The 26,203-nt window shown below is 61.4% G+C and carries 19 protein-coding genes; 13 read left to right on the top strand and 6 right to left on the bottom strand.

What is annotated here, in order from left to right:
* Nucleotides 1-47: 47 nt before the first annotated feature.
* From V9L13_RS20355 to aspA, 4 genes are all read right to left on the bottom strand, one after another.
* Nucleotides 48-4,670: a hypothetical protein gene (locus V9L13_RS20355; RefSeq protein ID WP_338800368.1), complete on the bottom strand. Its 4,623-nt coding sequence runs from the start codon at nt 4,668-4,670 to the stop codon at nt 48-50.
* 135 nt (nt 4,671-4,805) lie between these two features.
* Nucleotides 4,806-5,810, bottom strand: coding sequence for an asparaginase (locus V9L13_RS20350; protein WP_338800367.1), 1,005 nt, complete (start codon nt 5,808-5,810; stop codon nt 4,806-4,808).
* 170 nt (nt 5,811-5,980) lie between these two features.
* Nucleotides 5,981-7,426 (bottom strand): alanine/glycine:cation symporter family protein, encoded by a 1,446-nt coding sequence (locus V9L13_RS20345; protein ID WP_338800366.1) that lies wholly within the window; start codon nt 7,424-7,426, stop codon nt 5,981-5,983.
* A gap of 606 nt (nt 7,427-8,032) precedes the next feature.
* Nucleotides 8,033-9,457, bottom strand: a complete 1,425-nt coding sequence (gene aspA / locus V9L13_RS20340; protein WP_003229645.1) for an aspartate ammonia-lyase — start codon at nt 9,455-9,457, stop codon at nt 8,033-8,035.
* 180 nt (nt 9,458-9,637) lie between these two features.
* Here aspA and V9L13_RS20335 point away from each other — a divergent pair, with 180 nt between their 5' ends.
* The 5 genes from V9L13_RS20335 (at nt 9,638) to V9L13_RS20315 (ending at nt 13,446) form a co-directional block, all read left to right on the top strand.
* Nucleotides 9,638-10,546, top strand: coding sequence for a LysR substrate-binding domain-containing protein (locus tag V9L13_RS20335; RefSeq protein ID WP_338800365.1), 909 nt, complete (start codon nt 9,638-9,640; stop codon nt 10,544-10,546).
* A 330-nt stretch (nt 10,547-10,876) separates the two neighbouring features.
* Entirely contained in the window at nt 10,877-11,368 is a 492-nt protein-coding gene (gene purE, locus V9L13_RS20330) for a 5-(carboxyamino)imidazole ribonucleotide mutase (protein WP_003229641.1), read from the top strand.
* A 10-nt stretch (nt 11,369-11,378) separates the two neighbouring features.
* Nucleotides 11,379-12,461: a 5-(carboxyamino)imidazole ribonucleotide synthase gene (locus V9L13_RS20325; RefSeq protein ID WP_338800364.1), complete on the top strand. Its 1,083-nt coding sequence runs from the start codon at nt 11,379-11,381 to the stop codon at nt 12,459-12,461.
* A gap of 111 nt (nt 12,462-12,572) precedes the next feature.
* Nucleotides 12,573-12,818: a GlsB/YeaQ/YmgE family stress response membrane protein gene (locus V9L13_RS20320; protein ID WP_085696742.1), complete on the top strand. Its 246-nt coding sequence runs from the start codon at nt 12,573-12,575 to the stop codon at nt 12,816-12,818.
* A 91-nt stretch (nt 12,819-12,909) separates the two neighbouring features.
* Nucleotides 12,910-13,446: a DUF3299 domain-containing protein gene (locus V9L13_RS20315; protein WP_338800363.1), complete on the top strand. Its 537-nt coding sequence runs from the start codon at nt 12,910-12,912 to the stop codon at nt 13,444-13,446.
* Between the two features lie 127 nt (nt 13,447-13,573).
* On the opposite strand, the gene V9L13_RS20310 is transcribed toward V9L13_RS20315, so the two are convergent.
* Nucleotides 13,574-14,473 carry a D-hexose-6-phosphate mutarotase gene (locus V9L13_RS20310; protein ID WP_338800362.1) on the bottom strand — a complete coding sequence of 300 codons (900 nt, stop codon included), beginning with the start codon at nt 14,471-14,473 and terminating at the stop codon, nt 13,574-13,576.
* Between the two features lie 58 nt (nt 14,474-14,531).
* Nucleotides 14,532-14,936, bottom strand: coding sequence for an acyl-CoA thioesterase (locus V9L13_RS20305; RefSeq protein ID WP_003229628.1), 405 nt, complete (start codon nt 14,934-14,936; stop codon nt 14,532-14,534).
* A 377-nt stretch (nt 14,937-15,313) separates the two neighbouring features.
* Here V9L13_RS20305 and V9L13_RS20300 point away from each other — a divergent pair, with 377 nt between their 5' ends.
* The 8 genes from V9L13_RS20300 (at nt 15,314) to V9L13_RS20265 (ending at nt 26,089) form a co-directional block, all read left to right on the top strand.
* Nucleotides 15,314-16,612: an MFS transporter gene (locus V9L13_RS20300; RefSeq protein ID WP_338800361.1), complete on the top strand. Its 1,299-nt coding sequence runs from the start codon at nt 15,314-15,316 to the stop codon at nt 16,610-16,612.
* A gap of 255 nt (nt 16,613-16,867) precedes the next feature.
* On the top strand, nt 16,868-17,872 hold the full coding sequence (locus V9L13_RS20295) for a phosphate ABC transporter substrate-binding protein PstS (RefSeq protein ID WP_086792482.1): 1,005 nt from the start codon (nt 16,868-16,870) through the stop codon (nt 17,870-17,872).
* Nucleotides 17,873-18,298: 426 nt separating this feature from the next.
* Nucleotides 18,299-20,332: an ABC transporter permease subunit gene (locus tag V9L13_RS20290; protein WP_262141249.1), complete on the top strand. Its 2,034-nt coding sequence runs from the start codon at nt 18,299-18,301 to the stop codon at nt 20,330-20,332.
* A 15-nt stretch (nt 20,333-20,347) separates the two neighbouring features.
* Nucleotides 20,348-22,018: a phosphate ABC transporter permease PstA gene (gene pstA, locus V9L13_RS20285; protein ID WP_003229620.1), complete on the top strand. Its 1,671-nt coding sequence runs from the start codon at nt 20,348-20,350 to the stop codon at nt 22,016-22,018.
* Nucleotides 22,019-22,179: 161 nt separating this feature from the next.
* Nucleotides 22,180-23,013: a phosphate ABC transporter ATP-binding protein PstB gene (gene pstB / locus V9L13_RS20280; protein WP_103484627.1), complete on the top strand. Its 834-nt coding sequence runs from the start codon at nt 22,180-22,182 to the stop codon at nt 23,011-23,013.
* Nucleotides 23,014-23,085: 72 nt separating this feature from the next.
* Nucleotides 23,086-23,847 carry a phosphate signaling complex protein PhoU gene (phoU, locus tag V9L13_RS20275; RefSeq protein ID WP_003229617.1) on the top strand — a complete coding sequence of 254 codons (762 nt, stop codon included), beginning with the start codon at nt 23,086-23,088 and terminating at the stop codon, nt 23,845-23,847.
* Between the two features lie 178 nt (nt 23,848-24,025).
* Nucleotides 24,026-24,985 (top strand): response regulator, encoded by a 960-nt coding sequence (locus V9L13_RS20270; RefSeq protein WP_003229615.1) that lies wholly within the window; start codon nt 24,026-24,028, stop codon nt 24,983-24,985.
* A 207-nt stretch (nt 24,986-25,192) separates the two neighbouring features.
* A complete protein-coding gene (locus tag V9L13_RS20265) occupies nt 25,193-26,089 on the top strand; it encodes a M23 family metallopeptidase (RefSeq protein ID WP_003229614.1) in 897 nt (298 codons plus the stop codon).
* Nucleotides 26,090-26,203: the final 114 nt, after the last annotated feature.

The following is a 26,203-nucleotide window of genomic DNA, read 5'->3' as shown; positions in this document are numbered from 1 at the left end:
CGTCCCATACGCTGGCGAGACGTCATGCACGGTCATCGTCGGGTGCCTCAGCCTGCGCTGAAAAACAGCTGCCGGGCCTGCTCCACGCCGATCATGCTGCGGTAATAGGCCAGTCGTTGGGCGCGGCTCAGCCCGCGAGTGCTGTCGGCCTCGGATCCCAGTTGCTGCTCTTGCGGGGTTTTCAGGCGGGCAGAAAGAAAGGCTTTGTCCGGCACCCACGAGGTCGAATACAGAAAGTGCGCGTACCACAGCACTTTGCGGGTGGTCTGATCAGTGATGGTGTATTCGTCCAGGTAGAGCGCCTTGCCGCCCTTGAGGCGGCGCCGCCTGACGGTTTGCGCAATACGGATGCTGTCATTGGCTTGAAGCCAGGCGACAGCCGATGGCGTGGGTGATTGTGCCCGGGTCATCAGCGACATCGCGGTTTTGGCTTGCTGATACAGGCTGTCGACGGCATCGCTCAGCGCCTTGTTCAGCACCGCAGCCGAGCGCTGGCTGCTGTCGGTGGCGTTACTGTCGGTCAGGGCCTGTTCAACGGCCGCGCTGACGTGTTCCAGTTGCAGTGCGTGCTGGTGAAACAGGTACTCGATCCCGACCGCTGAGCGCCCGTCCCGGGTCATGAGTTCGTTCATGCGCAGGGTGAACGCCGGCAGGCCGTCGAGCAGGTTCTGCCCCTTGTTCAGACTGATTTCGAGCGCTGGCGTCGGCGTCGGCAAGGCAGTGCTGACACGTTCGACCCACACCCCGGGGGTTTTTTGATGAAAGGTCGAGATGACCTTGTCCGTGAGCGGTGACTTGATATCGACCAGGTCGGTTTCCAGGCCCTGTGCCGTCAGGCGCGGCTCGCCGATCAGCACGCCGTTGTAGCGGGTGCGGATGAACTTCTTTTTCGGCCTTGGCGGTTGCACGGGAGGCGCCGGGCGGCTACGCAACGTGTCGCGCTCTTCGAGCAACAGCACCAGGTTGTGGCGGGCGCTGCGGTTGAATTGCTCAAGCTGTTGGCGAAGATTTGCCAGCGGCGCCTCTTGCACACTTTCAGCGTACGCGGACTTGAAGTCCGCCAGGCGCTCGTCGAGTACGTTGAATTGTTCGATCAGATCGTTGAGGCAGTCGATGCGTTCATCGAGCCGGGAAACGCTGCGCTCCTCCAGAGTGTCACGCAGTGCCTGAACGGCGATGTCGGCGGTATCGACAATCTGGTCGAGACTGAGCCAGGCATCCGCGGCGGTCGCTACCGAGTGTTCGGGCAGGCAGACATTGCGCGCGAGTGTCACTTGCAGTGCCTTGAGATCGTCGATCGAGTACGCCGGGAGTGCCTTGCGGGTCAGTTGAATCAGGCGCAAGCCGTCTCTCTCGAACTCTTTGAGTTGCTCCAGTTGTGCCTGGATCTGCTCCAGACGCGTGATCATGTCCAGGTTGAGTTCAAGCATCTGCTGCGTCTCGGCAATATGCCGGTTCTGGGGCTGTTCAGCCTGGCCTTCGAGATGATTGAGCACGCTGCGCAATGTCGGCGTGAACAGGGTCAGCGCTTCGCGAATCCCCGCATGGACCAGTTCAAGCTGCGCCTTCAGGTAGCCCAGGGATCTCTGTTGGTAGTCAGCCGTTGGCGAGAATACATGCAACGCCTTGAGATCGCTCAACGCCTGGGCATAAGCGACGCGTTGCCTGTCCAGAGACTGGAGAAAGAGCTGGCGATGGGCCGCAGCGGTCTGAGCGGTGGCGGCGTTCATTGCCTGGCGGACCTGTTCCAACTCGCCTTGCGCTGCCGCTTTACGGCTTTCAAAGGCGGTCAGGCGGGTGCGCAGGTTTTCCGCTTCGATCCGGCGTTGTGCGTCAGCCAGCTGGGTCAGGCCGGTCGAGCCGCCACCGCGCAGACGCAGGCGGGTATCGACGAACCATTCGCCACGCAGATTGCCGATCAGGGCTGGGCCGGTATGGGTTGGATCCTGCGGATCGATGATCATGACGGTGCCGTTTTCGTCCACCGCGACCTCGAACCAGTCACGGCCCACCGGGGCGTACCATTTGCTGTTGTAGCTGTAGAGATTGCGATAGGGCCCTGGCGTGGTGTTGGCGCTGCCCAGATGTTGCGGGCGAAGGGTTTTGAAGCGCGTCAGCACGGTGCCCAGACTTGCCGGCGTGCGATTCGCGGCGCCGCTGATATTCAGGGTCTGCTGCAGGTCCGCGGTTTCATGGGGAGCGCTTTTTTCCAGTTGCTGCACGGTGATTTCCGTGGTCGTGGGTTCAGGGCTTTTCGGTGTTTCGCTTGCCGCTGCCTCATGGGCCAGTCGTGGTCGGGAGCGACCTGCGATGTGCAACGTGATTGCCATCCCCAGATTGAGCAGCACCTCGGTGAACGCTGACCATTGCGCGGAAGAGTCATCCTGCTCGCGGGCTTCCTTCAGGGCTTGCAGTTGCTCCATTACCTGCCAGATCCACGTCGCGACCCCCACCGTGCGTCCGAGGAACGGCAGGACGGCATTAAACAGGGTCCATCCGGCCCGTTTGAAACTGGCCCAGCGACTTTCCGTATTTGACACCGACTGGCGGTCGGCCAGCTCGACCAGCGCCGACGCATTGGCTTTGAACAGCGCGCCTGGCAGGTCGCCCTCCACGGTCTTTCTACCGAGACTGATCGGCCCGCTCATGACCCTCATTTTTTCCGCATCCACCAGAAATTCGGTGACGGCCCAGGGGGAAGGCAACGTGCCTGGAAACACATAGTTGGCGTAGTCGCTGCGCACGCGGTCCGGGAGCCAGGCGAGCACCGAGTCACGCAGGCTGGCGGATTGCTGGATGGCATACAGCAAGTTGCTGGGGGAAGGGTATTGGGTCAACGGCTGGTCGAGCATCGGTCGATACAGCAGACACGGCCCGGCGCTCGGGTCTTCAGGACCGATCACGAACATGTTGGCGACTTCGTCATGGCTGCCGTCTGTTCTGCGTTGAGGAACGAAAGCCAGAGGCCGCATGACGATGGTCTGGTCCTCAACCATGCGATGGTTGCGGTCGGGGTCCAGCACCGCGACGACATAGCGGTAACCGCGCGCGTCGATACCGGCCTTGCCGCGAATTTTCGATTGCAGGGCCAGCAGCGGCAACTGGATGCGCAAGTGCTGAGTGAACAGTGCCTGTCGCCCGGCGGATGCTGGCGTGGCGTCGACCAACTGGCTCTTGATCAGCGCCGGGTAGGTCGTACCGATATCCGCGCGGGTTACCAGGTCTTCCAGATAGCTTACGGTCAGCCATGTCGGCAATGGCTTGCCACGGGTGGAGTGCAGGCTCTTGTTGCCTATCGGCACTGCAATCAGATTCTGCAAGGCCAGATCGGTGACGCTGAAATTGTAAGTCTCGATTTTTCCCGGAACAGTAAAGGTGCCCCAGATCACCGGACTTTTGACCCGCAACTGGATCGACTCCAGGGCTGTCTCCAGGTCGGCTCTCTGCGCATCGGCGTGCTCGCGAAGGGTCTCGGCATGCAGGATGTTCATTTCGTTCAGCGCGTATTCGCTGATTGGCAGGATGCCATCCAGATAGGACTTGCCAGTGTTCTGGCTATGCAGCGCAGCCAGATCCTTCAAGTGCCGGGAATAGTTGTTCAGATCCGGCAGTGATGCAGCGCTGAGCCAGTCAGGCAGGGCATCCTGGAACCAGCTCAATGGCGGGCCGGGCTTTTTCGCCGCTGCGTCGACTTGCGGGGTGGCCGTGGACAATGGCTTGTCGAGTGGCGCAGGTGTGGCAGGAGAAAAATCCAGCGCGCCGATCACATCGATCTGAATCGAGACCAGTGCACACGCCTGATAATCGAAGATGCTGCCGGAGGGTTCCAGTAATCGCCATTTCAGTTGCTGGTATGGCTGGAGGTTGCTGACATGCTCAGGCAAGGATTTGCCCAGTTCATCAAGAGCGTCGAACTTCTGGTAGCCCTTGAGCAGCGAGTGGGCGAGGATCACTGTTTTTCCCTGCTGTGTGCCGATCAGCACCGCCATCGATACTTCGTTCAAGTGCTTCACGGTTCCGTCATCGACCAGGTCAATGGCGATCAGGCAGGCGCTGCTCTGGTAGGGATCACCGATTTTCCTGCTGGCCAGATCCGCATCGCGATACAGCGCGCGGGCCATTGCGCAATCACTCTCGCTCCAGCCCTGCACCTGTTCGACGTTCCAGACCTCGCGCAGGGTGTCCGACAGCGCATGCCAACGCGGGCCGCTGCTGTCGTCGGCGCTGTTCCAGTACGCCAGCTGTTGCTCCTGAAACGCCGTGAGCATGACCGGTGCCAGCAGATTGAGCAGGCTGGCGATTTCGTCGATCCGTACCGGCAGGTGGACGGCCGGCTCGCTGATCGGCTGTTGCGTCAGAAAGTGTTCACCTTCGATATACAGCGTCGGCGTGCCTTGCACGACCTGGTTGGCGAGGATTTCGGTCAAGGCCTGGTAGGTCGGATTTCCGGCAACGATCTGTTCGTCGACGATGGACCATTGCGGCGTGCCGATCATGGTAATGCTCGGCTCCAGATCAAGCGTGGGGTACAGCTTGCGCAAATGTTCGCGCAACAGCACGCCGGCCACGTCGCGCAAGTCGGGGCCGACACTCAATTGAGTGATCAGGGCTTCGGTGGGATTGGTGCCGGCGGCCGTCTGCCGGGTGGAACTTGTGGTTGCTGAACTCATCGTGCGTCCCTGCGTTCTGGTGATGGAGGCGATCCCGAGGTCAAGCTTTCGGGGTCGCTCCATGCTAGGGAGGCACGATGCAGCATGGGTGGTAGATATGTAGGGCGCCGGATTATCGCCGGCGCCGGAAAAGGCTCAGCGCAATTCGCCACACAGGTCGAATTCGATCAGACGTCGCACTTCGGTGTTGTCCAGACCGGCACCGAGCAAGCCGTGCAGCTTGCCGAACGCCGCCTCGCGGGTCATGCCGCCACCGGACAACACACCGACGCCACGCAGACGGCTGCCAGCTTCATACACATCCAGCTCGACACCGCCCTCATGGCACTGCGTGACCGCGACCACCACCACACCGTTGTCCCGCGCGCGGCCGAGGCTGGCGAGGAATTCTGGATTGTCGCTCGGCCCGGTACCGCTGCCGTAGCACTCCAGCACCAGACCTTTGATACCGCTGGCCAGCAGGCTATCAACCACCTCGGCGCCGATGCCGGGGAACAGTGGCAGCACAGCAACCTTGGCCAGTTGTTTCGGCTGGTTGTAGTTCAGCGCGGCCGGAATCGACGGCGCTTTCACTCCGCCGCCCTGACGTTCGAGGCGCTTGAACGGATGCCGGCCGAAGCTGCGCACTTTCGCGCAACGGGTCGGCGCCAGCAGCTCGCCGTGGAAGTACAGGTGCACGCCCGGCGCCAGACCCTGGCCCAAAGCAACCAGCGCGCCACCGAGGTTTTCCCAGGCATCGCTGTCGGTCACGCCGGCCGGCAGCATCGAGCCGGTGAAACACACGCGGGCATGCAGGCCGAGCAACTGGAAGCTCATTGCAGCTGCGCTGTAGGCAAGAGTGTCGGTGCCGTGCAGGATCAGCACGCTGTCGCAGCCTTGCACGTCCACCGCATCGACCACCGCTTCGCGTAGTTGCTGCCAATAGGCCGGGGTCATGTTGGCGCTGTCGATCAGCGGCGTCATTTCCCGGAAGCGCCACTGCGGCACCACCAGCTCAGGCTGGCTGTGCAGGTAGTCGCGCATGCGGGTTTCGAAACCGGACGCCGGGGCCAGACCGTTGGCGCTGGCCTGCATGCCGATGGTGCCACCGGTGTAGAGCACCATGACGTGTTGGGCGGCGGGGAAGGTATTGGCAATCATCTGAGGGTCTCCACAAGAGATGACATTGTAGGAGTGAGCCTGCTCGCGATAGCGGTTCATCATTCAACATTAATGTTGGCTGAAAGACAGCTATCGCGAGCAGGCTCACTCCTACAGGTATTGCATCACAATAACTGACGGGCGCAGGGGATGCGCCCGTCATTCACCCGTCAGCGTTGCGCTGCAGGGACGCCTTGCGGCTCGGCTGCGGTCTTGCCGGCGGCTGGTGCCTCGGCCGGCCAGGCCTTCAGGTCCAGGTCCAGATCGGCAAATTTGCTCGAGTCGAACACGGGCTGCTTGATGCCGGCGCGGCGCTGCTCGTCGTAGTCGCGCATCACGCGCATGCCGACCTTGAACAGCATGGCCAGGGCCATCAGGTTGACGAAGGCCAGGCAGGTCATGGTGATGTCAGCGAAGGCGAATACGGTCGAGAGGTCTTGCATCGAACCCCATACCACCAGCGCCAGGACCAGACCGCGGAACACCATCAGCAAGGCGCGGTTGCGGCTGAGGAACTGCAGGCTGTTCTCGCCCAGGTAGTAGTTGTAGAGGATGCAGGTGAAGACGAACAGCGACAGCGCGACGCTGACGAAGATGCGGCCCCAGTCACCGACCACGGCGGCCAGCGAGTTCTGGGTGAGGACGATGCCGTCACCTTCGAAGCCTGGGGTGTAGAAGCCCGACAACAGGATCAGCAGCGCGGTGCAGGTGCAGATCACGAAGGTGTCGAGGAACACGCTGAAGGCCTGAACCACGCCCTGAGCGCCCGGGTGTTTCACCGAGGCCACGGCGGCGACGTTCGGCGCACTGCCCAGGCCCGCTTCGTTGGCGAACACGCCACGCTTCACGCCCATGACGATGGCGCTGCCGAGCAGGCCGCCGAAGGCCGGGTCGAGACCGAAGGCGCTCTTGAAGATGGTTTCCAGCATGGCTGGCACGTGTTCGATCTGGGTGCCGATCACGTACAGGGTCACGCCGATGTAGGCCAGGGTCTTGACCGGTACCAGCAGGTCGGACACCGCGGCGATGCGCTTGATGCCGCCGATGAAGGTGATGGCCAGCAGCACTGCCAGGACGATCCCGGTGTGGCGTGGGTCGAAGGCAAAGGCGTTCTGCAGCGAGTGGGTCACGGTGTAGGACTGCAGGCCGATGAAGGCGAAGCCGTAGGTGACCAGCAGCAGGATCGAGAACACCACCGCCATGCCTTTGAGTTTCAGGCCGTGCTGGATGTAGTAGGCCGGGCCGCCACGGTACAGACCGTCACCTTCGGCGCGCTTGTAGACCTGCGCCAGGGTGCATTCGAAGAAGCTGCTGGACATGCCGACCAGTGCGGTCACCCACATCCAGAACACCGCACCCGGACCACCGAGAGTCACGGCGATGCCGACACCGGCGATGTTGCCTGCACCGACACGGCCGGCAAGGCTGAGCATCAGGGCCTGGAACGAGCTGAGTTGGCCGCCGCTGCTTTTGAGGCTGTCGCGGAACACCGCGAACATGTGGAAGAAGTGCCGCAATTGAACGAAACGCGAGCGAATCGTGAAGTAGCTACCGAGCCCGACAATGAGCACGATCAGTACTTTCCCTGAGAGGAAGTCGTTGATGACTTCGAGCATGGATTTTTCCTCGCTGTTTTTTGTGTAAGCAAATACTGGACGGTGGAAACATCGTGTTACACCGGTGTGCACGCGGCACGACAGGTGAGGCGAAGGTTTCGTCCCGGATCCATTTCGCGGGTTTGTTATTAGTTCGGGTTTCGCATGGGTTATGGCCTCGTTACCGACGACCGCTCACGCGAAGAGGGGCGGCACTATACCGATCAGTGCGGCGCCCGTCTGCACGCTCGTGGTGCAAGCGACGAAACGAAGCTTTGAAACACCCGGCGTTACCGGCGCCGGGCTTGTGCGGGAACTGCTCTTCTGTTGATGCAAACCCTGTGGTGAGGGGATTTATCCCCGATCGGCTGCGAAGCAGTCGCAAATCATTGCATGCGGTGTACTTGTTACATCGCGATTGCAGGTTTTGGGGCCGCTTCGCGACCCATCGGGGATGAATCCCCTCACCACAAGGGCTCACCTCTACATTGTTCAGTCCCCAGACATACGGGTCTCAGGATCAGAAAGTTAAAAAAAAGGGCTTGGGGACTGATCCCCAAGCCCTCAAAAGGTGAGAGGTGTCTAGTCCCTCGACCTGGTGAGCGGTGCTACAAGTAACGCGTCGGCTCAGGCTTTGAGCGGAACCAGACGCGGGGCAATCATGTTTTCCGGGCGCAGGATGTCGGCGAGCATCGCTTCGTCGAGCAGGCCTTCTTCGCGCACCAGCTCCAGCACGCCGCGGCCGCTTTCAAGGGCGATACGGGCGATGCGGGTGGCGTTTTTGTAGCCGATGTACGGGTTCAGCGCGGTGACCAGGCCGATCGAGTGCTCGACCAGTTCGCGGCAGCGGGCTTCGTTGGCGGTGATGCCGACGATGCAGTGCTCGCGCAGCATGTCCATGGCGCGTTGCAGCAGGCGGATCGAGTCGAGGATCTTGAACGCGATCAGCGGCTCCATCACGTTCAGCTGCAGTTGGCCGCCTTCGGCTGCCATGGTCAGCGCCAGATCGTTACCGATGACCTGGAAGGCCACCTGGTTAACGGCTTCCGGGATTACCGGGTTGACCTTGCCGGGCATGATCGAGCTGCCTGGCTGACGCGCCGGCAGGTTGATCTCGTTGATGCCGGTGCGTGGGCCGCTGGACAGCAGGCGCAGGTCGTTGCAGATCTTCGACAGCTTCACGGCGGTACGCTTGAGCATGCCGGAGAACAGCACGAAGGCGCCCATGTCGGAAGTGGCTTCGATCAGGTCGGCCGCTGGCACCAGCGGTTGACCGCTGATCAGCGCCAGACGCTGGACGGCCAGCGCCTGATAACGCGGGTCGGCGTTGATGCCGGTACCGATCGCGGTACCGCCCAGGTTCACTTCGGTCAGCAGTTCCGGGGCCAGCGTCTTCAGACGGGCCAGGTCTTCGCCCATGGTGGTGGCGAATGCGCGGAACTCTTGACCCAGGGTCATCGGCACGGCGTCCTGCAGCTGGGTACGACCCATCTTCAGCACGTGGTTGAATTCTTCACCCTTGGCGGCGAAGGCCTGAATCAGGCTGTCGAGGCTGGCCAGCAGCGCGTCGTGACCCAGCAGCAGACCCAGACGGATCGCGGTCGGGTAGGCGTCGTTGGTCGACTGCGCCATGTTGACGTCGTCGTTCGGGTGCAGGTACTGGTACTCGCCTTTCTGGTGACCCATTGCTTCGAGCGCAATGTTGGCGATCACTTCGTTGGCATTCATGTTGGTGGAAGTACCGGCGCCACCTTGAATCATGTCGACCACGAACTCTTCGTGGAAATCACCGCGGATCAATCGGGCACAGGCTTCGCTGATGGCAGCGTGCTTGGCTTCGCTCAGATGACCCAACTCACGGTTGGCGTCAGCGGCGGCCTGTTTGACCATCGCCAGACCCACAACCAGTTTCGGGTAATGCGAAATCGGAACGCCGGAGAGACGGAAGTTGTTCACCGCTCGCAGGGTCTGGATGCCGTAATACGCTTGAGCCGGTACTTCGAGGGCGCCAAGCAGGTCGTTTTCTGTGCGGAATGATGCAGCGGAGGACATGATAGAAATCATCTCGATATGGACCCGGTCTGTGCCGGAACGCTGCGAATGCTAGGCTTCTGGGATTTTTTGGGCCAATGCTGTTAAACACTGCCCTATGCACATTCGGCATAATGCCCGTGTGACGCCGCGTGCGCGGCAGACGTGTGACCTGTTTTGGTGCGTGTCCGGGAGGACGTGATGAATCTGGAAAGCAAATGGCTCGAGGACTTCAGTGCCCTGGCCGCCACCCGCAGCTTCTCGCAGGCGGCCGAACGGCGCTTCGTGACCCAGCCGGCCTTCAGTCGGCGAATCCGCAGCCTCGAGGCCGCACTGGGGCTGACGCTGGTCAACCGCTCGCGCACGCCGATCGAGCTGACGGCGGCCGGGCAACTGTTTCTGGTGACCGCGCGCACCGTGGTCGAACAGCTCGGTGAAGTGCTGCGTCATCTGCATCATCTGGAAGGCGGGCAGGGCGAGGTCATCCAGATCGCGGCGGCGCACTCGCTGGCGCTGGGCTTCTTCCCGCGCTGGATCGCGCAACTGCGCAACGAAGGCTTGAACATCGCCACGCGGCTGGTGGCGACCAACGTTGGCGACGCGGTGCACGCGCTGCGCGAGGGTGGTTGCGACCTGATGCTGGCGTTCTACGACCCGGACGCGGCGATGCAGATGGACCCGGAAATTTTCCCGTCGTTGCACTTGGGCCAGACTGAAATGCTCCCGGTGTGCGCAGCCGATGCCGATGGCAAACCGCTGTTCGATCTGGAAGGCGAGGCCAGTGTGCCGCTGTTGGCGTACAGCGCCGGGGCGTTTCTCGGGCGTTCGGTGAATGGATTATTGCGCCAGCGCCAGCTGCGTTTCACCACCATCTATGAAACCGCCATGGCCGACAGCCTTAAAAGCATGGCGCTGGAAGGGCTCGGCATCGCCTGGGTGCCGCAACTGAGTGTGCGCGCCGAACTGGCCCGCGGCGAACTGGTGGTCTGCGGCGGCCCGCAATGGCATGTGCCGCTGGAAATTCGCCTGTACCGCTGCGCACTGGTGCGCAAGGCCAACGTGCGGCTGCTCTGGCGCAAGCTTGAAGGCGGCGCCGCACAGGCTTCCTGAGCTTGCGCGGAGCCCTTGTAGGAGTGAGCCTGCTCGCGATAGCGTCTCTACATTCACTGATGATGGGACTGATACACCGCCATCGCGAGCAGGCTCACTCCTAAAGGGGATTTGTGGTGTTTGTTGGCTGACCTTCAAGTCAATAAAACCGGGCCTTTCGCTGATTTGACAGATGGTCGTTTCGGGGGCTGTTTATTGCTTTCTTTGCGGTATACTGCGCGGCCTTCGGCCGGTACGTCCGGCCATTTTTCGTACAATCAAGCCACGCAATCCTGCGTGGCTTGTTGTTTTTGACGCGCCTGCGGGCGCCCAGAGAGAAGAGGCGCGACGATGAGTGCACTGGTTGGCGTGATCATGGGCTCCAAGTCCGATTGGTCCACCCTTAGCCACACCGCCGATATGCTGGAAAAGCTCGGCATCCCGTACGAGGTCAAGGTGGTTTCTGCCCACCGCACCCCGGATCTGCTGTTCCAGTACGCCGAAGAGGCTGAGGGCCGCGGCATCGAGGTGATCATCGCCGGTGCCGGTGGCGCAGCCCACCTGCCAGGCATGTGTGCGGCCAAGACCCACCTGCCGGTGCTGGGCGTTCCGGTGCAGTCGTCGATGCTCTCGGGCGTCGATTCGCTGCTGTCGATCGTGCAGATGCCGGCGGGCATTCCGGTTGCCACCCTGGCCATCGGCAAGGCCGGCGCGATCAACGCTGCGCTGCTCTCGGCGAGCATTCTCGGCGCCAAGCATCCACAGTTCCACGCGGTACTGAAAACCTTCCGTGCCGAGCAGACAGACAGCGTCCTGGACAATCCAGACCCACGTATTGCCTGAGGTTGTTGAGATGAAGATCGGTGTAATCGGTGGCGGCCAGTTGGGCCGCATGTTGGCGCTGGCGGGCACTCCGCTGGGCATGAACTTCGCTTTCCTCGACCCTGCGCCGGACGCTTGCGCCGCGGCACTGGGCGAACACCTGCGGGCCGATTACGGCGATCAGGATCACCTGCGCCAGTTGGCCGATGAAGTCGATCTGGTGACCTTCGAGTTCGAAAGCGTCCCGGCCGAAACCGTGGCGTTCCTCTCGCAATTCGTGCCGGTGTACCCGAGCGCCGAAGCCCTGCGCATCGCTCGCGACCGCTGGTTCGAGAAGAGCATGTTCAAGGACCTGGGCATCCCGACCCCGGCCTTCGCCGACATTCAGTCGCAAGCCGACCTGGATGCCGCCGTGGCTGCCATCGGTCTGCCGGCGGTGCTGAAAACCCGCACCCTGGGTTACGACGGCAAGGGCCAGAAAGTCCTGCGCAAGCCGGAAGATGTGGTTGGTACGTTCGCCGAGCTGGGTAGCGTTGCCTGCCTGCTGGAAGGCTTCGTGCCGTTCACTGGCGAAGTCTCGCTGATCGCCGTGCGTGCCCGCGATGGCGAAACCAGGTTCTATCCGCTGGTACACAACACCCACGACAGCGGCATCCTCAAGCTGTCGGTGGCCAGCACCGATCACCCGCTGCAGGCGCTGGCTGAAGACTATTCCAGCCGCGTGCTCAAGCACCTGGATTACGTCGGCGTGATGGCGTTCGAGTTCTTTGAAGTCGACGGTGGCCTGAAGGCCAACGAAATCGCCCCGCGCGTGCACAACTCCGGGCACTGGACCACCGAAGGCGCCGAGTGCAGCCAGTTCGAAAACCACCTGCGCGCCGTTGCCGGCCTGCCGCTGGGTTCGACGGCCAAGGTCGGCGAGAGCGCGATGCTCAACTTCATCGGCGTGGTTCCGCCGGTGGAGAAGGTCATCGCCATCGAAGATTGCCATCTGCACCACTACGGCAAAGCCTTCAAAGCCGGGCGCAAGGTCGGTCACGCCAACCTGCGCTGCGCCGACATGGCCAAGCTGCAGGCGCAGATCGTCAAGGTCGAAGCGCTGATCGCCGAGTAAAAGCAGTTTCATCTGGCCGCGGCGGAACCATTGCGGGGCCGCCGTTCTCTGATGGCAGGATGCGAAAGTCTGACTAGGCTTTCGCATATCTACTATTCAGAGGGAAATGCCATGGGAATTATCGGAACCATCTTTATCGGCTTGATCGTCGGCCTGCTGGCACGCTTTCTCAAACCGGGCGATGACAGCATGGGCTGGATCATGACCATCCTGCTCGGTATCGGCGGTTCGCTGGCAGCCACCTACGGCGGCCAGGCCCTGGGCATCTATCAGGCAGGTCAGGGCGCAGGCTTCATTGGCGCACTGGTCGGCGCGATCATCCTGCTGGTGATCTACGGCCTGATCAAAAAGAACTGATCCAAAGCGACAAAGCCCTCTCTGCCAAACCGGTGGGGAGGGCTAGAATGCGCGGCGACTGTTCGTCCCTTCTTTTTTACCGAGCTCCTCCATGCGCCGCATTTTGTTGACTCTCCTTTTTCTGGGCAGCGGTTTGGCCCACGCCGGCGAACTGCCGGAAACCGACTGGCTGGAACTGATGCCCAAGTCGGACCAGAAAGCCCTCGAGGCCATGCCTGAAATCGATCACAACTCCCCGGAGGCCACCGGCACTTTCACCCAGAAGGGTGGCATGAAGCAGGCCAAGGGGTTGCCGGCGGTGATGTATTCGACCAAAACCGTGGCGTCGATGAACGACAAGCACATTCGTATCGGTGGTTATCCGGTGCCGCTGGAGTCCGATGCCAAGGGCCGCAGCACGGTGTTCTTCCTCGTGCCGTACCCGGGCGCTTGCATCCACGTGCCGCCACCGCCGCCGAATCAACTGGTGCTGGTGCGTTATCCCAAAGGCTTGAAGCTGGATGACATCTACACGCCGCTGTGGGTGACCGGTACGCTGAAGATCGAGAAGGTCAACAACGATCTGGCGGACGCGGCGTACGCGCTGGATGCGGACAAGGTGCGGGTGGTGCAGGAGTCCGATCTCTAAACACCAGGCGCAGAACCCAATGTGGGAGCGGGCTTGCTCGCGAATGCGGTGTATCAGAGAGATTAATGTATCTGACACACCGCATTCGCGAGCAAGCCCGCTCCCACAGTTTGTTTCGCACCAGGGTTTAGAGCGGTTTGCTGCCGACGCTGACACCCATCGTATGGCTCACACCCGAGCCCAGCGTGACCACGTCATCCATCACATTCGCCGTCTCGATGCACAGCATGCGCTGCCAGCCATCGTTGTCCATGTCGCTGAACGCCGCTGCGCGGTCGATCCATGGGTTCCAGATCACCGCCGTGCGTGAGCCAGTGGCGGTCAGCACGATGCGCCGTTTCCAGGTCGGATCGACGATGCTCAGTTGCGGCGGAGCGTCGAGGTAGATGCGGTCGGTTTCCCCGGCGAAGCGCAGATCGCCCTGCTGTTTGTGGGTATTCCAGTTGTCCAGAGTCTCGATGTAATCCAGGCCGTCCACGCCGTCGACGTGCACGTTGCGCACATCGCTGACGGCGTAATAGGTGTGCAGCGCCTGACTGAGGCTTACGGTTTCGGCACCCCGGTTATGGATGGTCAGGCTGATGTTCAGCTGATCATTCAGGTGCAGGGTCAAGGTCAGGTCGACCTGATGCGGCCAGCCCGGGAATCCGCCTTCGGGATACGGCAGCTTGAATTCCACCTTGACGCCATGATCCTCGGCCTCGATGCCGCCCAGCTCCCAATCCATCGCCCGGACGAAGCCGTGGGCCTGTGCCGGTTCGTCGCTGACGCGCATCGCTTTCACGCTTTGCGGATTGCGCTCGAAGATGCCGAACCATGGCCAGCACACTGGCACACCGGCGCGGATACTTTTGCCGGTCTTGAACACAGCCTTGTCGTTGAGCCAGATGATCGGCGGCTGGCCGTCGATCTGATAACTGAGGATGTGCGCGCCTTGCTGGGCCACCAGCACTTCGGCCTGACCGTGGCGGATGCGCCAGCAGTTCAGTTCATCCAGTTTCACCGCTTCAACGTTGGGCGTGTTCATGGGACAGCTCTCGATCAGACACTTGGGACGACTATCGACCGCAAAACCGCGGCAATGTTTAACGCGCGCGTGGCGGTACCGAACGGGTGCGACCGCTGCCGTCGATGGCGACGAAGACGAACACCGCCTCGGTCACTTTACGCCACTCGCTGGACAGCGGGTCGTCGCTCCACACCTCGACCATCATCTGGATCGAGCTGCGGCCGATTTCCAGGGTCTGGGTATAGAAGGACAATTGCGCGCCGACCGCGACCGGTACCAGAAAGGCCATGCGGTCGATGGCCACGGTCGCCACACGACCACCGGCCACGCGGCTAGCCATCGCGGTGCCTGCCAGATCCATCTGCGCCACCAGCCAGCCGCCGAAAATATCGCCAAAGCCGTTGGTTTCGCGCGGGAGTGCGGTGATTTGCAGGGCCAGGTCGCCTTGCGGGATCGGATCTTCTTGTTCGAGCTCTATCATGCCGGGGGTGCCTCTGACCCGTGACTCTTCGTTGGTATTGCTGGTGGTAGCCGTCTTCAGGAAAAACGATTCAGCACCGAACATACTGCGTTCGTCACGTTTTCCATAGGCGTCTAAAGGGGAAACTCTGCGAAACCGGCTGATCCCGTTCAAAGGCCGGGCCAACGACGTTTTCGCACAGCAACCCCCTACAAACCGGAGCAAGGTTGCGAGTATATCGGTCGGTAGACTCCGCGACGACCATCGGGTTCTGATTTTGACCGTCAAATACGCGCCTCTATGTGCTTTTTCGAACAATTTGCTATGGTGCCGAACCTGCCGAAGCCACAGCCAGCGTTGTTGTGGCGGCGGATCCGACTATAAGAGAAGCCCTTGCCATGACCACAGCGCCTTCGAGCCTCGCGCAGCCCGAGCAACCTGCACGACCCCTGACCCGCAATGACTACAAGACTCTGTCGCTATCGGCCCTGGGCGGTGCGCTGGAGTTTTACGACTTCATCATCTTCGTGTTCTTCGCCACCGTGGTCGGCAAGTTGTTCTTCCCGGCCGACATGCCCGAGTGGCTGCGCCTGATGCAGACCTTCGGCATTTTCGCCGCCGGTTACCTGGCGCGGCCGCTGGGCGGCATTGTCATGGCGCACTTCGGCGACCTGCTGGGGCGCAAGAAGATGTTCACCCTGAGCATTTTCATGATGGCCGTGCCGACCCTGATCATGGGCCTGCTGCCAACCTATGCGCAGATCGGTATGTGGGCGCCGATCCTGCTGCTGTTGATGCGGGTGATCCAGGGCGCGGCGATTGGTGGTGAGGTGCCGGGGGCGTGGGTCTTCGTTTCCGAACACGTGCCGCAAAAGCACATCGGCTACGCCTGTGGCACTCTGACCAGCGGCCTGACGGCGGGTATCCTGCTCGGCTCGCTGGTCGCTACGGCAATCAACAGCATCTATACGCCGGTGGAAGTCGCGGATTACGCCTGGCGCATCCCGTTCCTGCTCGGTGGTGTGTTCGGTCTGTTCTCGGTGTATCTGCGTCGCTGGCTGCACGAGACTCCGGTGTTCGCCGAGCTGCAACTGCGCAAGGCGCTGGCCGAAGAAGTGCCGCTGCGCGCGGTGCTGCGTGACCATCGCGGGGCGATTGCGATCTCGATGCTGCTGACCTGGCTGCTGTCCGCCGGGATCGTCGTGGTGATTCTGATGACCCCGACCGTGCTGCAGACGGTCTATCACTTTTCGCCGACGGTGGCGCTGCAATCGAACAGCCTGGCGATCGTGTTCCTCAGCGTCGGCTGCATCATCTCCGGTGCCCTGGCGGATCGTCTCGGCGCCGGCCGGGTGTTTGTCTTCGGTTCCCTGGGCTTGCTGATCAGCTCCTGGACCTTCTATCACAGCCTCGGCGATCACCCGAACTGGCTGTTCCCGCTGTATGCGCTGACCGGTCTGCTGGTCGGCACCATCGGTGCGGTGCCGTACGTAATGGTCAAGGCGTTCCCGCCGGTGGTGCGCTTCAGCGGGCTGTCGTTCTCGTACAACGTGGCGTACGCGATCTTCGGTGGCCTGACGCCAATGGTGGTCAGCCTGTTGCTTAAAGAAAGTGCGATGGGCCCGGCTTACTATGTGGCCGTCCTTTGCACGATGGGGATTCTGGTGGGGGCGTGGCTCTGGAAGAGGGGGCGCTGAAAATCTTCACCTGTGGGAGCGGGCTTGCTCGCGAATGCGTTTTGTCAGTCTGCATATGAATAGACTGACACGGCCTCTTCGCGAGCAAGCCCGCTCCCACATTAGTTCTGTGTTGTTCTCTGAGATCTTCGAATCATCTTGCAAAACCCTGATACTGGCCTTTCATCCAATTGTCATATTTCAGCCATAGAGTGTTCACACGGCCTGCTGATACTTGGCCCCGACTTAACACACCCTATCTGCTAGGAGTAAGGCATGAAACTGAAGCGTTTGATGGCGGCAATGACTTTTGTCGCTGCTGGCGTTGCGACTGCCCACGCGGTAGCCGCTGGCGTTGACCCGGCAATTCCGGCTTACACCAAGGTCACCGGTGTATCGGGCAACTTGTCCAGCGTTGGTTCCGACACTCTGGCCAACCTCATGACCCTGTGGGCTGAGAACTACAAGAAAGAATACCCGAACGTAAACATCCAGATTCAGGCCGCTGGCTCCGCCACCGCGCCACCTGCGCTGACTGAAGGCACCTCCAACCTGGGCCCGATGAGCCGCAAGATGAAGGACACCGAACTGGCGGCCTTCGAGCAGAAATACGGCTACAAGCCAACCGCAATCCCGGTTGCCGTGGACGCCCTGGCGGTGTTCGTGCACAAGGACAACCCGATCCAGCACCTGACCATGGAACAGGTTGACGCGATCTTCTCGTCCACCCGTCTGTGCGGCGCCAAAGCCGACGTGAAAACCTGGGGCGACCTGGGCGTGACCGGCGACCTGGCCAACAAGCCAGTGCAACTGTTCGGCCGTAACTCGGTATCCGGTACCTACGGCTACTTCAAGGAAGAAGCCCTGTGCAAAGGCGACTACAAGCCTAACGTCAACGAACAGCCAGGTTCGGCGTCGGTCGTGCAGTCGATCAGCTCCTCGCTGAACGGCATCGGTTACTCGGGCATCGGCTACAAGACCGCCAGCGTGAAAACCGTTGCTCTGTCGAAGAAAGGCAGCACTGACTTCATCGAAGACACCGAAGAAAACGCCCTGAACGGCAAGTACCCGCTGTCGCGCTTCCTCTACGTTTACGTGAACAAGGCCCCGAACAAGCCTCTGGCCCCGCTGGAAGCCGAGTTCGTGAAACTGGTTCTGTCGAAACAGGGTCAGGAAGTCGTAGTGAAAGACGGCTACATCCCGTTGCCAGCCAAAGTTGCTGCAAAAGCACTGGCTGACCTTGGTCTGCAGGAAGGCGGCGCTGAAGTCGCAAAGAAGTAACAAATTGAGTCAGGGGTGAACCCCGCCTGACTCAAGTGTGGGGCCCGGCCCGCAAGCGGCCGGCTCCCACACCCTCCGAATTTTTCTATCCACTGCCAGTACCCCGCTGGCGGCGGATTTGGTGCGTCACTGCATTGTCATCTTTCTGTCATACAGGATCGCTAGGGTGTGCGCATGAATGATCTGGCCAATTCCCCAATGACTACGACTTCCCCTCCCAAGCGCATTGATTTCAATACGCCTGAGCTGCAACGCAAGCGCCGCATTCGCGCGCTCAAGGATCGCTTCACCCGCTGGTACGTCCTCGTCGGCGGCCTCGCCGTGCTGGCAGCCATCACCCTGATCTTCTTCTTCCTCGCCTACGTCGTTGCACCGTTGTTCCACGGCGCCAGCCTGACCGCGAAGGATGCCATTACCCCGGCCTGGATGCAGGACGCCGGCAAGCCGCTGATGATTTCGCTCGAAGAGCAGAATCAGGTGGCGATGCGCGTTTCCGACAAGGGCCAGGCGCTGTTCTTCGATATCGACAGTGGCGCTGAATTGAAGCGCGTCGATCTGCCTGTGCCAGCCGGCACCACCGTGACCTCCATTGGCGAAGACCAGCCAGGTCATCCGCTGGTAGCCGTGGGCCTGTCCAACGGACAGGCGCTGGTGTTCCGTCACACCTATAAAGTCAGCTACCCCGATGGCAAGAAAACCATCACTCCGGCCATCGAATACCCGTATGGCGAAGCGCCGATCGCGGTGAACGAGGGCGGTGGGGCGCTGGAGCACGTCAGCCTCAACGCGACCGATTCGACCCTGATGCTGGTGGGTTCGACCGGTTCGCAGCTCAATGTGCTGGCGCTGACCAGCGAAGAAAACATGATGACCGGCGAAGTCACCAACGAGCAGAAGCGTATCGAGCTGCCGCAGATGACCGAGCCGGTGAAGAACATCTTCGTCGACCCGCGCCAGCAATGGCTGTACGTGGTCAACGGACGCGCCCAGGCCGACGTGTTCAGCCTGCGCGACAAGAGCCTCAACGGTCGCTACAAACTGCTGGAAAACGCCGACGCCCAAGTCACGGCCTCGACCCAGCTGGTGGGCGGTATCTCGCTGATCATCGGTGATTCCACGGGTGGTCTGGCCCAATGGTTCATGGCTCGCGATACCGATGGCGAGTTGCGTCTGAAGCAGATCCGCACCTTCCAGATGGGCACTGCGCCGATCGTTGAAATCACTGCCGAAGAGCGTCGCAAGGGTTTCGTTGCCCTCGATGCCAGCGGCAAGCTCGGCGTGTTCCACAGCACCGCGCACCGCACCCTGCTGGTCGATCCGGTGGTCGAGGGTCAGGGCCTGTTCGGTCTGTCGCCGCGTGCTAACCGGGTGATCGTCGAGGCCGGCGGCAAGCTGCAACCGCTGCTGCTCGACAACCCGCACCCGGAAGTATCGTGGAGCGCGTTGTGGAGCAAGGTCTGGTACGAAAACTACGATGAGCCTAAATACGTCTGGCAATCGACCGCCGCCAATACCGATTTCGAACCGAAACTGAGCCTCTCGCCACTGACCTTCGGCACCCTGAAAGCCGCGTTCTACGCGATGTTGCTGGCCGCGCCGCTGGCGGTTGCCGCAGCGATCTACACCGCGTACTTCATGGCCCCGGGCATGCGCCGCAAGGTCAAACCGGTGATCGAGCTGATGGAAGCGATGCCGACGGTGATTCTCGGTTTCTTCGCCGGTCTGTTCCTCGCGCCGTATGTGGAAGGGCATCTGCCGGGCATCTTCAGCCTGCTGATGCTGCTGCCGATCGGCATTCTGGTCGCCGGTTTTACCTTCAGTCGCCTGCCTGAGTCGATCCGCCTGAAAGTCCCGGATGGCTGGGAAAGTGCGCTGCTGATTCCGGTGATCCTGTTTGTCGGTTGGTTGTCGCTGTACATGAGCCCGTACATGGAGAACTGGTTCTTTGGCGGCGACATGCGCATGTGGATCTCCCACGACCTGGGCATCACCTACGACCAGCGCAACGCTCTGGTGGTTGGTCTGGCGATGGGTTTTGCGGTGATCCCGAACATCTACTCGATCGCCGAAGACGCCGTGTTCAGCGTGCCGCGTGGCTTGACCCTCGGCTCCCTGGCACTTGGTGCCACGCCGTGGCAGACCATGACCCGCGTGGTGATCCTCACCGCCAGCCCGGGCATTTTCTCGGCACTGATGATCGGCATGGGCCGTGCGGTCGGCGAAACCATGATCGTGCTGATGGCTACGGGTAACACCCCGGTCATGGAAATGAACCTGTTCGAAGGCCTGCGCACCCTGGCCGCCAACGTCGCGGTGGAAATGCCCGAGTCGGAAGTCGGCGGCAGCCACTACCGCGTGCTGTTCCTCTCGGCGCTGGTGCTGCTGTTGTTCACCTTCGTCATGAACACCCTGGCAGAACTGATTCGTCAGCGTCTGCGCAAGAAATACTCGTCGCTTTAAGAAAGGTAGAAGTCTGTGAAACAGAACTCCCTGAATGGATGGTTCAAGAGCGGCGCCCCGGGCGTCTGGATCAGCGGTGGCGCGGTGTCCATCGCGGTCATCATGACCATTGGCCTGCTGGCGGTGATTGCCGTGCGCGGTCTGGGTCACTTCTGGCCGGCGGACCTGATCCATGCCAGCTACGACGTACCGGGCCAGGCCAATCACCTGGTCATCGGCGAAGTGGTACAGAAAGAAGAAGTGCCGCGTGCACGCCTGAAAAGCGCCGGCCTGCCGGTGCCTGATCAGGGCCCGGAATTCATGACCCGCGAGCTGATCAAGGTCGGCAACCGTGACCTGAACGGCAACGACTTCACCTGGGTGGTCGGCGAGTGGCTGACCAACCAGACCACGCCGCCGGAACTGATGGCGATCGAGCGTCGCGAGTGGGGCAACTTCTACGGCTACCTGGTCAACGTCAAACAGGACGGCAAGGTGATCGCCGAAGGCGAAGCGGCCTGGCCTGAGCTGCAAGCGCGGATCGACCGCGTGAACAAGCTCGCCGCGCAGCTCAAGTCGCTGGAAAAGACTGATATCGGGGCGATCAACGCAGGCCTGGAACGCATCCGTCTGCACGGTCGCAAACTGGAGCTGGACGGCAAGCTTGATGCCACTGCGCAAGCGGACATGGACGCCGAACGTGCCGAGCTGAACGCGCGTTATCAGGACATCGAAGCGCGTCTGGCCGATCTGCATGCGCAGTTCAACCGCGACGCTTTGACCGCTCGCGATGCCAACGGCAAAGAGATCGAAATCGGCCTGGGCAAAGTCGTTCACGCCTATCAGCCGAACGCGATGAGCACCTTCACCAAGGTCGGTTTCTACTTCAGCAAGATCTGGGAATTCCTCTCGGATGACCCGCGTGAAGCGAACACCGAAGGCGGCATCTTCCCGGCGATTTTCGGCACCGTGATGATGACCCTGATCATGGCGATGATCGTGACTCCGTTCGGCGTACTGGCGGCGGTGTACCTGCGCGAATACGCCAAGCAGAACACCCTGACGCGGATCATCCGGATCGCGGTGAACAACCTCGCCGGTGTTCCGGCGATTGTCTACGGCGTGTTCGGTCTGGGCTTCTTTGTTTATGTGTTGGGTGGTTCGGTCGACCGTCTGTTCTTCCCGGAAGCACTGCCGGCACCGACCTTCGGTACGCCGGGCCTGCTCTGGGCGTCGCTGACTTTGGCGCTGCTGGCGGTGCCGGTGGTGATCGTGGCGACCGAGGAAGGTCTGGCGCGTATTCCGCGTACCGTCCGTGAGGGCTCGCTGGCCCTTGGTGCGACCAAGGCGGAAACCCTGTGGAAGATCGTTATTCCGATGGCCAGCCCGGCGATGATGACCGGCATGATCCTCGCCGTGGCCCGCGCCGCCGGTGAAGTGGCGCCGCTGATGCTGGTGGGTGTGGTGAAACTGGCGCCGTCGCTGCCAGTGGACGGCAACTACCCGTACCTGCACCTGGACCAGAAGATCATGCACCTGGGCTTCCACATCTATGACGTCGGCTTCCAGAGCCCGAACGTCGAAGCGGCACGGCCACTGGTGTACGCCACGGCGCTGCTGCTGGTGCTGGTGATCGCGATCCTCAACCTGTCGGCGGTGTGGATTCGTAACCACCTGCGCGAAAAATACAAAGCTTTGGACAGTTGATATCCCTGTGGAAGCGGGCTTGCTCGCGAAAGCGGTGGGTCAGGCGACATTGATGTTGAGTGTGCCGGCCTCTTCGCGAGCAAGCCCGCTCCCACCCTAGATTGAGTACAGCCGCACCAAGCGGCTAACCGAACCGAATTTGTTAGCACAGGGAGCCTCCCATGCAGCACGAAACACCTACCCACGGCATCAACATGTCGGCCCTGGGGCGCGACAAGCAGAGCCTGAATCTCGAGCAGGAAACCGTGGCTATCGAAGTACCGGGCCTGAGCCTGTACTACGGCGACAAGCAAGCCCTGTTCGACGTCAGCATGAACATCCCGAAACAGCGCGTGACCGCGTTCATCGGCCCGTCCGGCTGCGGCAAGTCCACGCTGCTGCGTACCTTCAACCGCATGAACGATCTGGTTGACGGCTGCCGTGTCGAAGGCGCAATCAACCTGTACGGCAACAACATCTACCGCAAGGGCGAAGACGTCGCCGAACTGCGTCGTCGCGTCGGCATGGTGTTCCAGAAGCCCAACCCGTTCCCCAAGACCATCTACGAAAACGTGGTCTACGGCCTGCGCATCCAGGGCATCAACAAGAAGCGCATCCTCGACGAAGCGGTCGAGTGGGCGTTGAAAGGCGCGGCGCTGTGGGACGAAGTCAAAGACCGTCTGCACGACTCGGCACTTGGCCTGTCCGGCGGTCAGCAGCAGCGTCTGGTGATTGCCCGCACCATCGCCGTTGAGCCGGAAGTGTTGCTGCTCGACGAACCGTGCTCGGCCCTCGACCCGATCTCGACCCTGAAAGTCGAAGAGCTGATCTACGAGCTGAAGTCCAAGTTCACCATCGTCATCGTCACCCACAACATGCAACAAGCTGCGCGGGTGTCCGACTACACGGCGTTCATGTACATGGGCAAACTGGTGGAATTCGGCGACACCGACACCCTGTTTACCAATCCGGCGAAGAAGCAGACCGAAGACTACATCACCGGTCGTTACGGCTAGCAGACGCTGGTTGTCGCTCACTGAATTGACTGCGGCCCGCCGCACCTTACCGGACGCTCCAAGGACGCCAACATGATTAGTAAAGAAGGCCTTACCCACCACATTTCCGCGCAGTTCAACGCTGAACTGGAAGAAGTGCGCAGCCACCTGCTGGCCATGGGCGGGCTGGTCGAGAAGCAGGTCAACGACGCGGTCACCGCGCTGATCGAGGCCGACTCCGGCCTGGCCCAGCAGGTGCGCGAGATCGACGACCAGATCAATCAGATGGAACGCAACATCGACGAAGAATGCCTGCGCATTCTCGCCCGTCGTCAGCCGGCGGCGTCCGACCTGCGTCTGATCATCAGCATCTCCAAGTCGGTGATCGACCTGGAGCGCATCGGCGACGAAGCGACCAAGATCGCCCGTCGCGCCATTCAGCTGTGCGAAGAAGGCGAAGCGCCGCGTGGTTACGTCGAAGTGCGTCACATCGGCGACCAGGTGCGCAACATGGTCCGTGATGCGCTGGACGCGTTTGCCCGTTTCGACGCCGATCTGGCGCTGTCGGTGGCGCAGTACGACAAAGTCATCGACCGCGAATACAAGACCGCGCTGCGTGAACTGGCCACCTACATGATGGAAGACCCGCGCTCTATCTCGCGGGTTCTGAGCATCATCTGGGTGCTGCGTTCGCTGGAGCGGATCGGCGACCACGCGCGCAACATCTCGGAACTGGTGATCTACCTGGTGCGCGGCACCGACGTGCGTCATCTGGGCCTCAAGCGCATGAAGGAAGAAGTTGAGGGCACAAGCGGCGAAACCGCTAATGTTCCGGGCAATGCTGACGATAAGTAAGATTGCCTGAGAAAAGCGCCCGGCCCTTTGGCCGGGCGTTTTTGTTTGGGCGCTTGAATCAGGAAACCGAATTAAAAAGCAGCACCCGCGAACGAAAAGTCCCGGCGTGACTGAAGATTGTTGGCGATGTGCCATCAGCAAAGCGGTATGCTTGCCGGGATTTTTATAGGGGTGTTGGATGAGCAAGATCAGTGTGTTGGTCGTGGACGACGCTTCGTTCATTCGCGACCTGGTGAAAAAGTGCCTGCGTAACTACTTCCCGGGGATTCGTACCGAGGACGCCATCAACGGCAAAAAGGCCCAGGCGATGCTGGCCAGGGAAGCGTTCGACCTGGTGCTGTGCGACTGGGAAATGCCGGAAATGTCCGGCCTGGAACTGCTGACCTGGTGCCGCGAGCAGGACAACCTCAAGACCATGCCGTTCATCATGGTCACCAGCCGTGGCGACAAGGAAAACGTGGTGCAGGCGATTCAGGCTGGCGTTACCGGCTACGTCAGCAAGCCATTCACCAACGAACAGCTGCTGACCAAGGTCAAGCAGGCGCTGAACAAGGTTGGCAAGCTCGATACCCTGATGAACAGCGCGCCGACCAAGATGAACTCGGCATTCGGTAACGACTCCCTGAGCGCGTTGACCGGCGGCAAGCCTGCCGTGGTCGGTACTGCGCCGGCGGCCGCTGCTGCGGTGAATCCGTTCGCCAAGCCTGCTGCAGCTGCTCCGGCGCCTGCTGCTGCGCCGTCGCGTGGCTTGCTCAACAGCCCGCCGGTGCAGGCACCGGCTGCCTCGAAAGCGCCGGCCGGTGGTCGTGGCCAGGGCCAGTTGCGCTTGCCGAGCGGCACCCAGCAATGCGTGATCAAGGCCCTGAGCATCAAGGAAGCGCTGTTGGTGGTGAAACGCACCGACACCCTGCCGCAGATCCTCGACAGCGCCGTGCTCGACCTGGAGCAGGGCGACAACGCCGAAATCGCCCGTCTCAATGGTTATCTGCACGCTGTGGTCGCACACGAGCCGAAGCCGGACAGCGAATGGCTGCAACTGACCTTCCGCTTCGTCGATCAGGACGCGCAGAAGCTCGATTACATCTCCCGCCTGATCGCCCGCGGCACGGCGCAGAAGCACTTCGTTCCGGGCGCTTGATCCTCGTCGCCTGACACACCGCCTTCGCGAGCAAGCCCGCTCCCACCTTGAAATGCATTCCAAGGTGGGAGCGGGCTTGCTCGCGAAAGGGTCATCACTGACGACGTCCATTTTCCAGACTGCCCAATTTGAAACATCTGTCGACTAGCCTGGTCTGTCTCAGCTGCTAGGCTCTTTTCCAGGCCTTACTCGACAGAACCTTTGCCCATGCTCGCGCGCCTGCTGTTTTTCTGTGGTCTTTTCCTGGCCTCCACCTCGACTGTGGCCATGACCATCTACAAATCCACCGATGCCAACGGCGTGGTCTCGTACAGCGACCGGCCGAGCAAAGGCTCGCAGGTGTTCGTGTTTCAGGACCGCATGGTCGAGCACCTCGAGCGGCAGGTGTACCTCGATATCAAGAAGCAGAAGGGTACCGACGTGGTGTTCGTGCGCAACGACCTGTATGCGCCGGTCGAGGTGGCGCTGGCGTTCACCGGCATGAGCAATGTGCGTGGTGCCCCGGCACAAACGATCCGCCGGGTGCTGCCGGCGCGCAGCAATACCCGGTTGGCACTGCTGACGGCGATTAGCGGCAGCCAGCCGCTGGTGTATACGCCGCAGTTCCAGTACTCGCTGGGCGACCCCGCTGGCGCCGCGCAGAGCTATCGCTATCCGTTGCCGTGGCGGGGCGGGCCGTTCCGTCTGAGTCAGGGCGCCAACGGCCAGTACAGCCACTACGGGCCGAAGAACAAGTACGCGATGGACATCGCCATGCCGGTGGGTACGCCGATCATTGCCGCACGGGCCGGGGTGGTGGTGAAAACCGAAAACTCGCAGAGCGGGCGCGGCAATGATGCGTCCGGCAATTTCGTCCGGGTGCTGCATGACGACGGCACCATGGGCGTGTACCTGCATCTCAAGCAAGGTTCGGTGAGCGTACGTGAGGGGCAGCGAGTGACGGTCGGCAGCCCGCTGGCGCTGTCCGGCAACACCGGCAACAGCAGCGGCCCGCACCTGCACTTTGTGGTGCAGCGCAATACGGGGCAGGGGCTGGTGTCGATTCCGTATCAGTTCAACCAGCCGCTGGGGGCGCTGCCCAACTTTGCGTTGGGCAAGCAGTAAAGGCAGTGGAGCTCAACTGTGGCGAGGGAGCTTGCTCCCGCTGGGCTGCGAAGCGGCCCCAAACCCTGAAACCGCGTTCGATCAGATACACCTAGCACACAGTTCTGCGACTGC

The organism is Pseudomonas sp. RSB 5.4 (assembly GCF_037126175.1).
Lineage (GTDB): Bacteria > Pseudomonadota > Gammaproteobacteria > Pseudomonadales > Pseudomonadaceae > Aquipseudomonas > Aquipseudomonas fluorescens_H.
Note: the sequence above shows the minus strand (reverse complement) of the source record. Positions and strands in the feature narration are given on the sequence as shown.

Excerpts from the sequence above, each read along its gene's own strand:
- phoU (WP_003229617.1), top strand. The coding sequence starts at position 23,086 with ATGATTAGTAAAGAAGGCCTTACCCACCACATTTCCGCGCAGTTCAAC.
- V9L13_RS20300 (WP_338800361.1), top strand. The coding sequence starts at position 15,314 with ATGACCACAGCGCCTTCGAGCCTCGCGCAGCCCGAGCAACCTGCACGA.
- V9L13_RS20305 (WP_003229628.1), bottom strand. The coding sequence starts at position 14,936 with ATGATAGAGCTCGAACAAGAAGATCCGATCCCGCAAGGCGACCTGGCC.
- purE (WP_003229641.1), top strand. The coding sequence starts at position 10,877 with ATGAGTGCACTGGTTGGCGTGATCATGGGCTCCAAGTCCGATTGGTCC.
- V9L13_RS20345 (WP_338800366.1), bottom strand. The coding sequence starts at position 7,426 with ATGCTCGAAGTCATCAACGACTTCCTCTCAGGGAAAGTACTGATCGTG.
- V9L13_RS20315 (WP_338800363.1), top strand. The coding sequence starts at position 12,910 with ATGCGCCGCATTTTGTTGACTCTCCTTTTTCTGGGCAGCGGTTTGGCC.
- V9L13_RS20295 (WP_086792482.1), top strand. The coding sequence starts at position 16,868 with ATGAAACTGAAGCGTTTGATGGCGGCAATGACTTTTGTCGCTGCTGGC.
- V9L13_RS20325 (WP_338800364.1), top strand. The coding sequence starts at position 11,379 with ATGAAGATCGGTGTAATCGGTGGCGGCCAGTTGGGCCGCATGTTGGCG.
- pstB (WP_103484627.1), top strand. The coding sequence starts at position 22,180 with ATGCAGCACGAAACACCTACCCACGGCATCAACATGTCGGCCCTGGGG.
- aspA (WP_003229645.1), bottom strand. The coding sequence starts at position 9,457 with ATGTCCTCCGCTGCATCATTCCGCACAGAAAACGACCTGCTTGGCGCC.
- V9L13_RS20270 (WP_003229615.1), top strand. The coding sequence starts at position 24,026 with ATGAGCAAGATCAGTGTGTTGGTCGTGGACGACGCTTCGTTCATTCGC.
- V9L13_RS20265 (WP_003229614.1), top strand. The coding sequence starts at position 25,193 with ATGCTCGCGCGCCTGCTGTTTTTCTGTGGTCTTTTCCTGGCCTCCACC.
- V9L13_RS20310 (WP_338800362.1), bottom strand. The coding sequence starts at position 14,473 with ATGAACACGCCCAACGTTGAAGCGGTGAAACTGGATGAACTGAACTGC.
- V9L13_RS20320 (WP_085696742.1), top strand. The coding sequence starts at position 12,573 with ATGGGAATTATCGGAACCATCTTTATCGGCTTGATCGTCGGCCTGCTG.
- V9L13_RS20355 (WP_338800368.1), bottom strand. The coding sequence starts at position 4,670 with ATGAGTTCAGCAACCACAAGTTCCACCCGGCAGACGGCCGCCGGCACC.
- V9L13_RS20350 (WP_338800367.1), bottom strand. The coding sequence starts at position 5,810 with ATGATTGCCAATACCTTCCCCGCCGCCCAACACGTCATGGTGCTCTAC.
- V9L13_RS20335 (WP_338800365.1), top strand. The coding sequence starts at position 9,638 with ATGAATCTGGAAAGCAAATGGCTCGAGGACTTCAGTGCCCTGGCCGCC.
- V9L13_RS20290 (WP_262141249.1), top strand. The coding sequence starts at position 18,299 with ATGCAGGACGCCGGCAAGCCGCTGATGATTTCGCTCGAAGAGCAGAAT.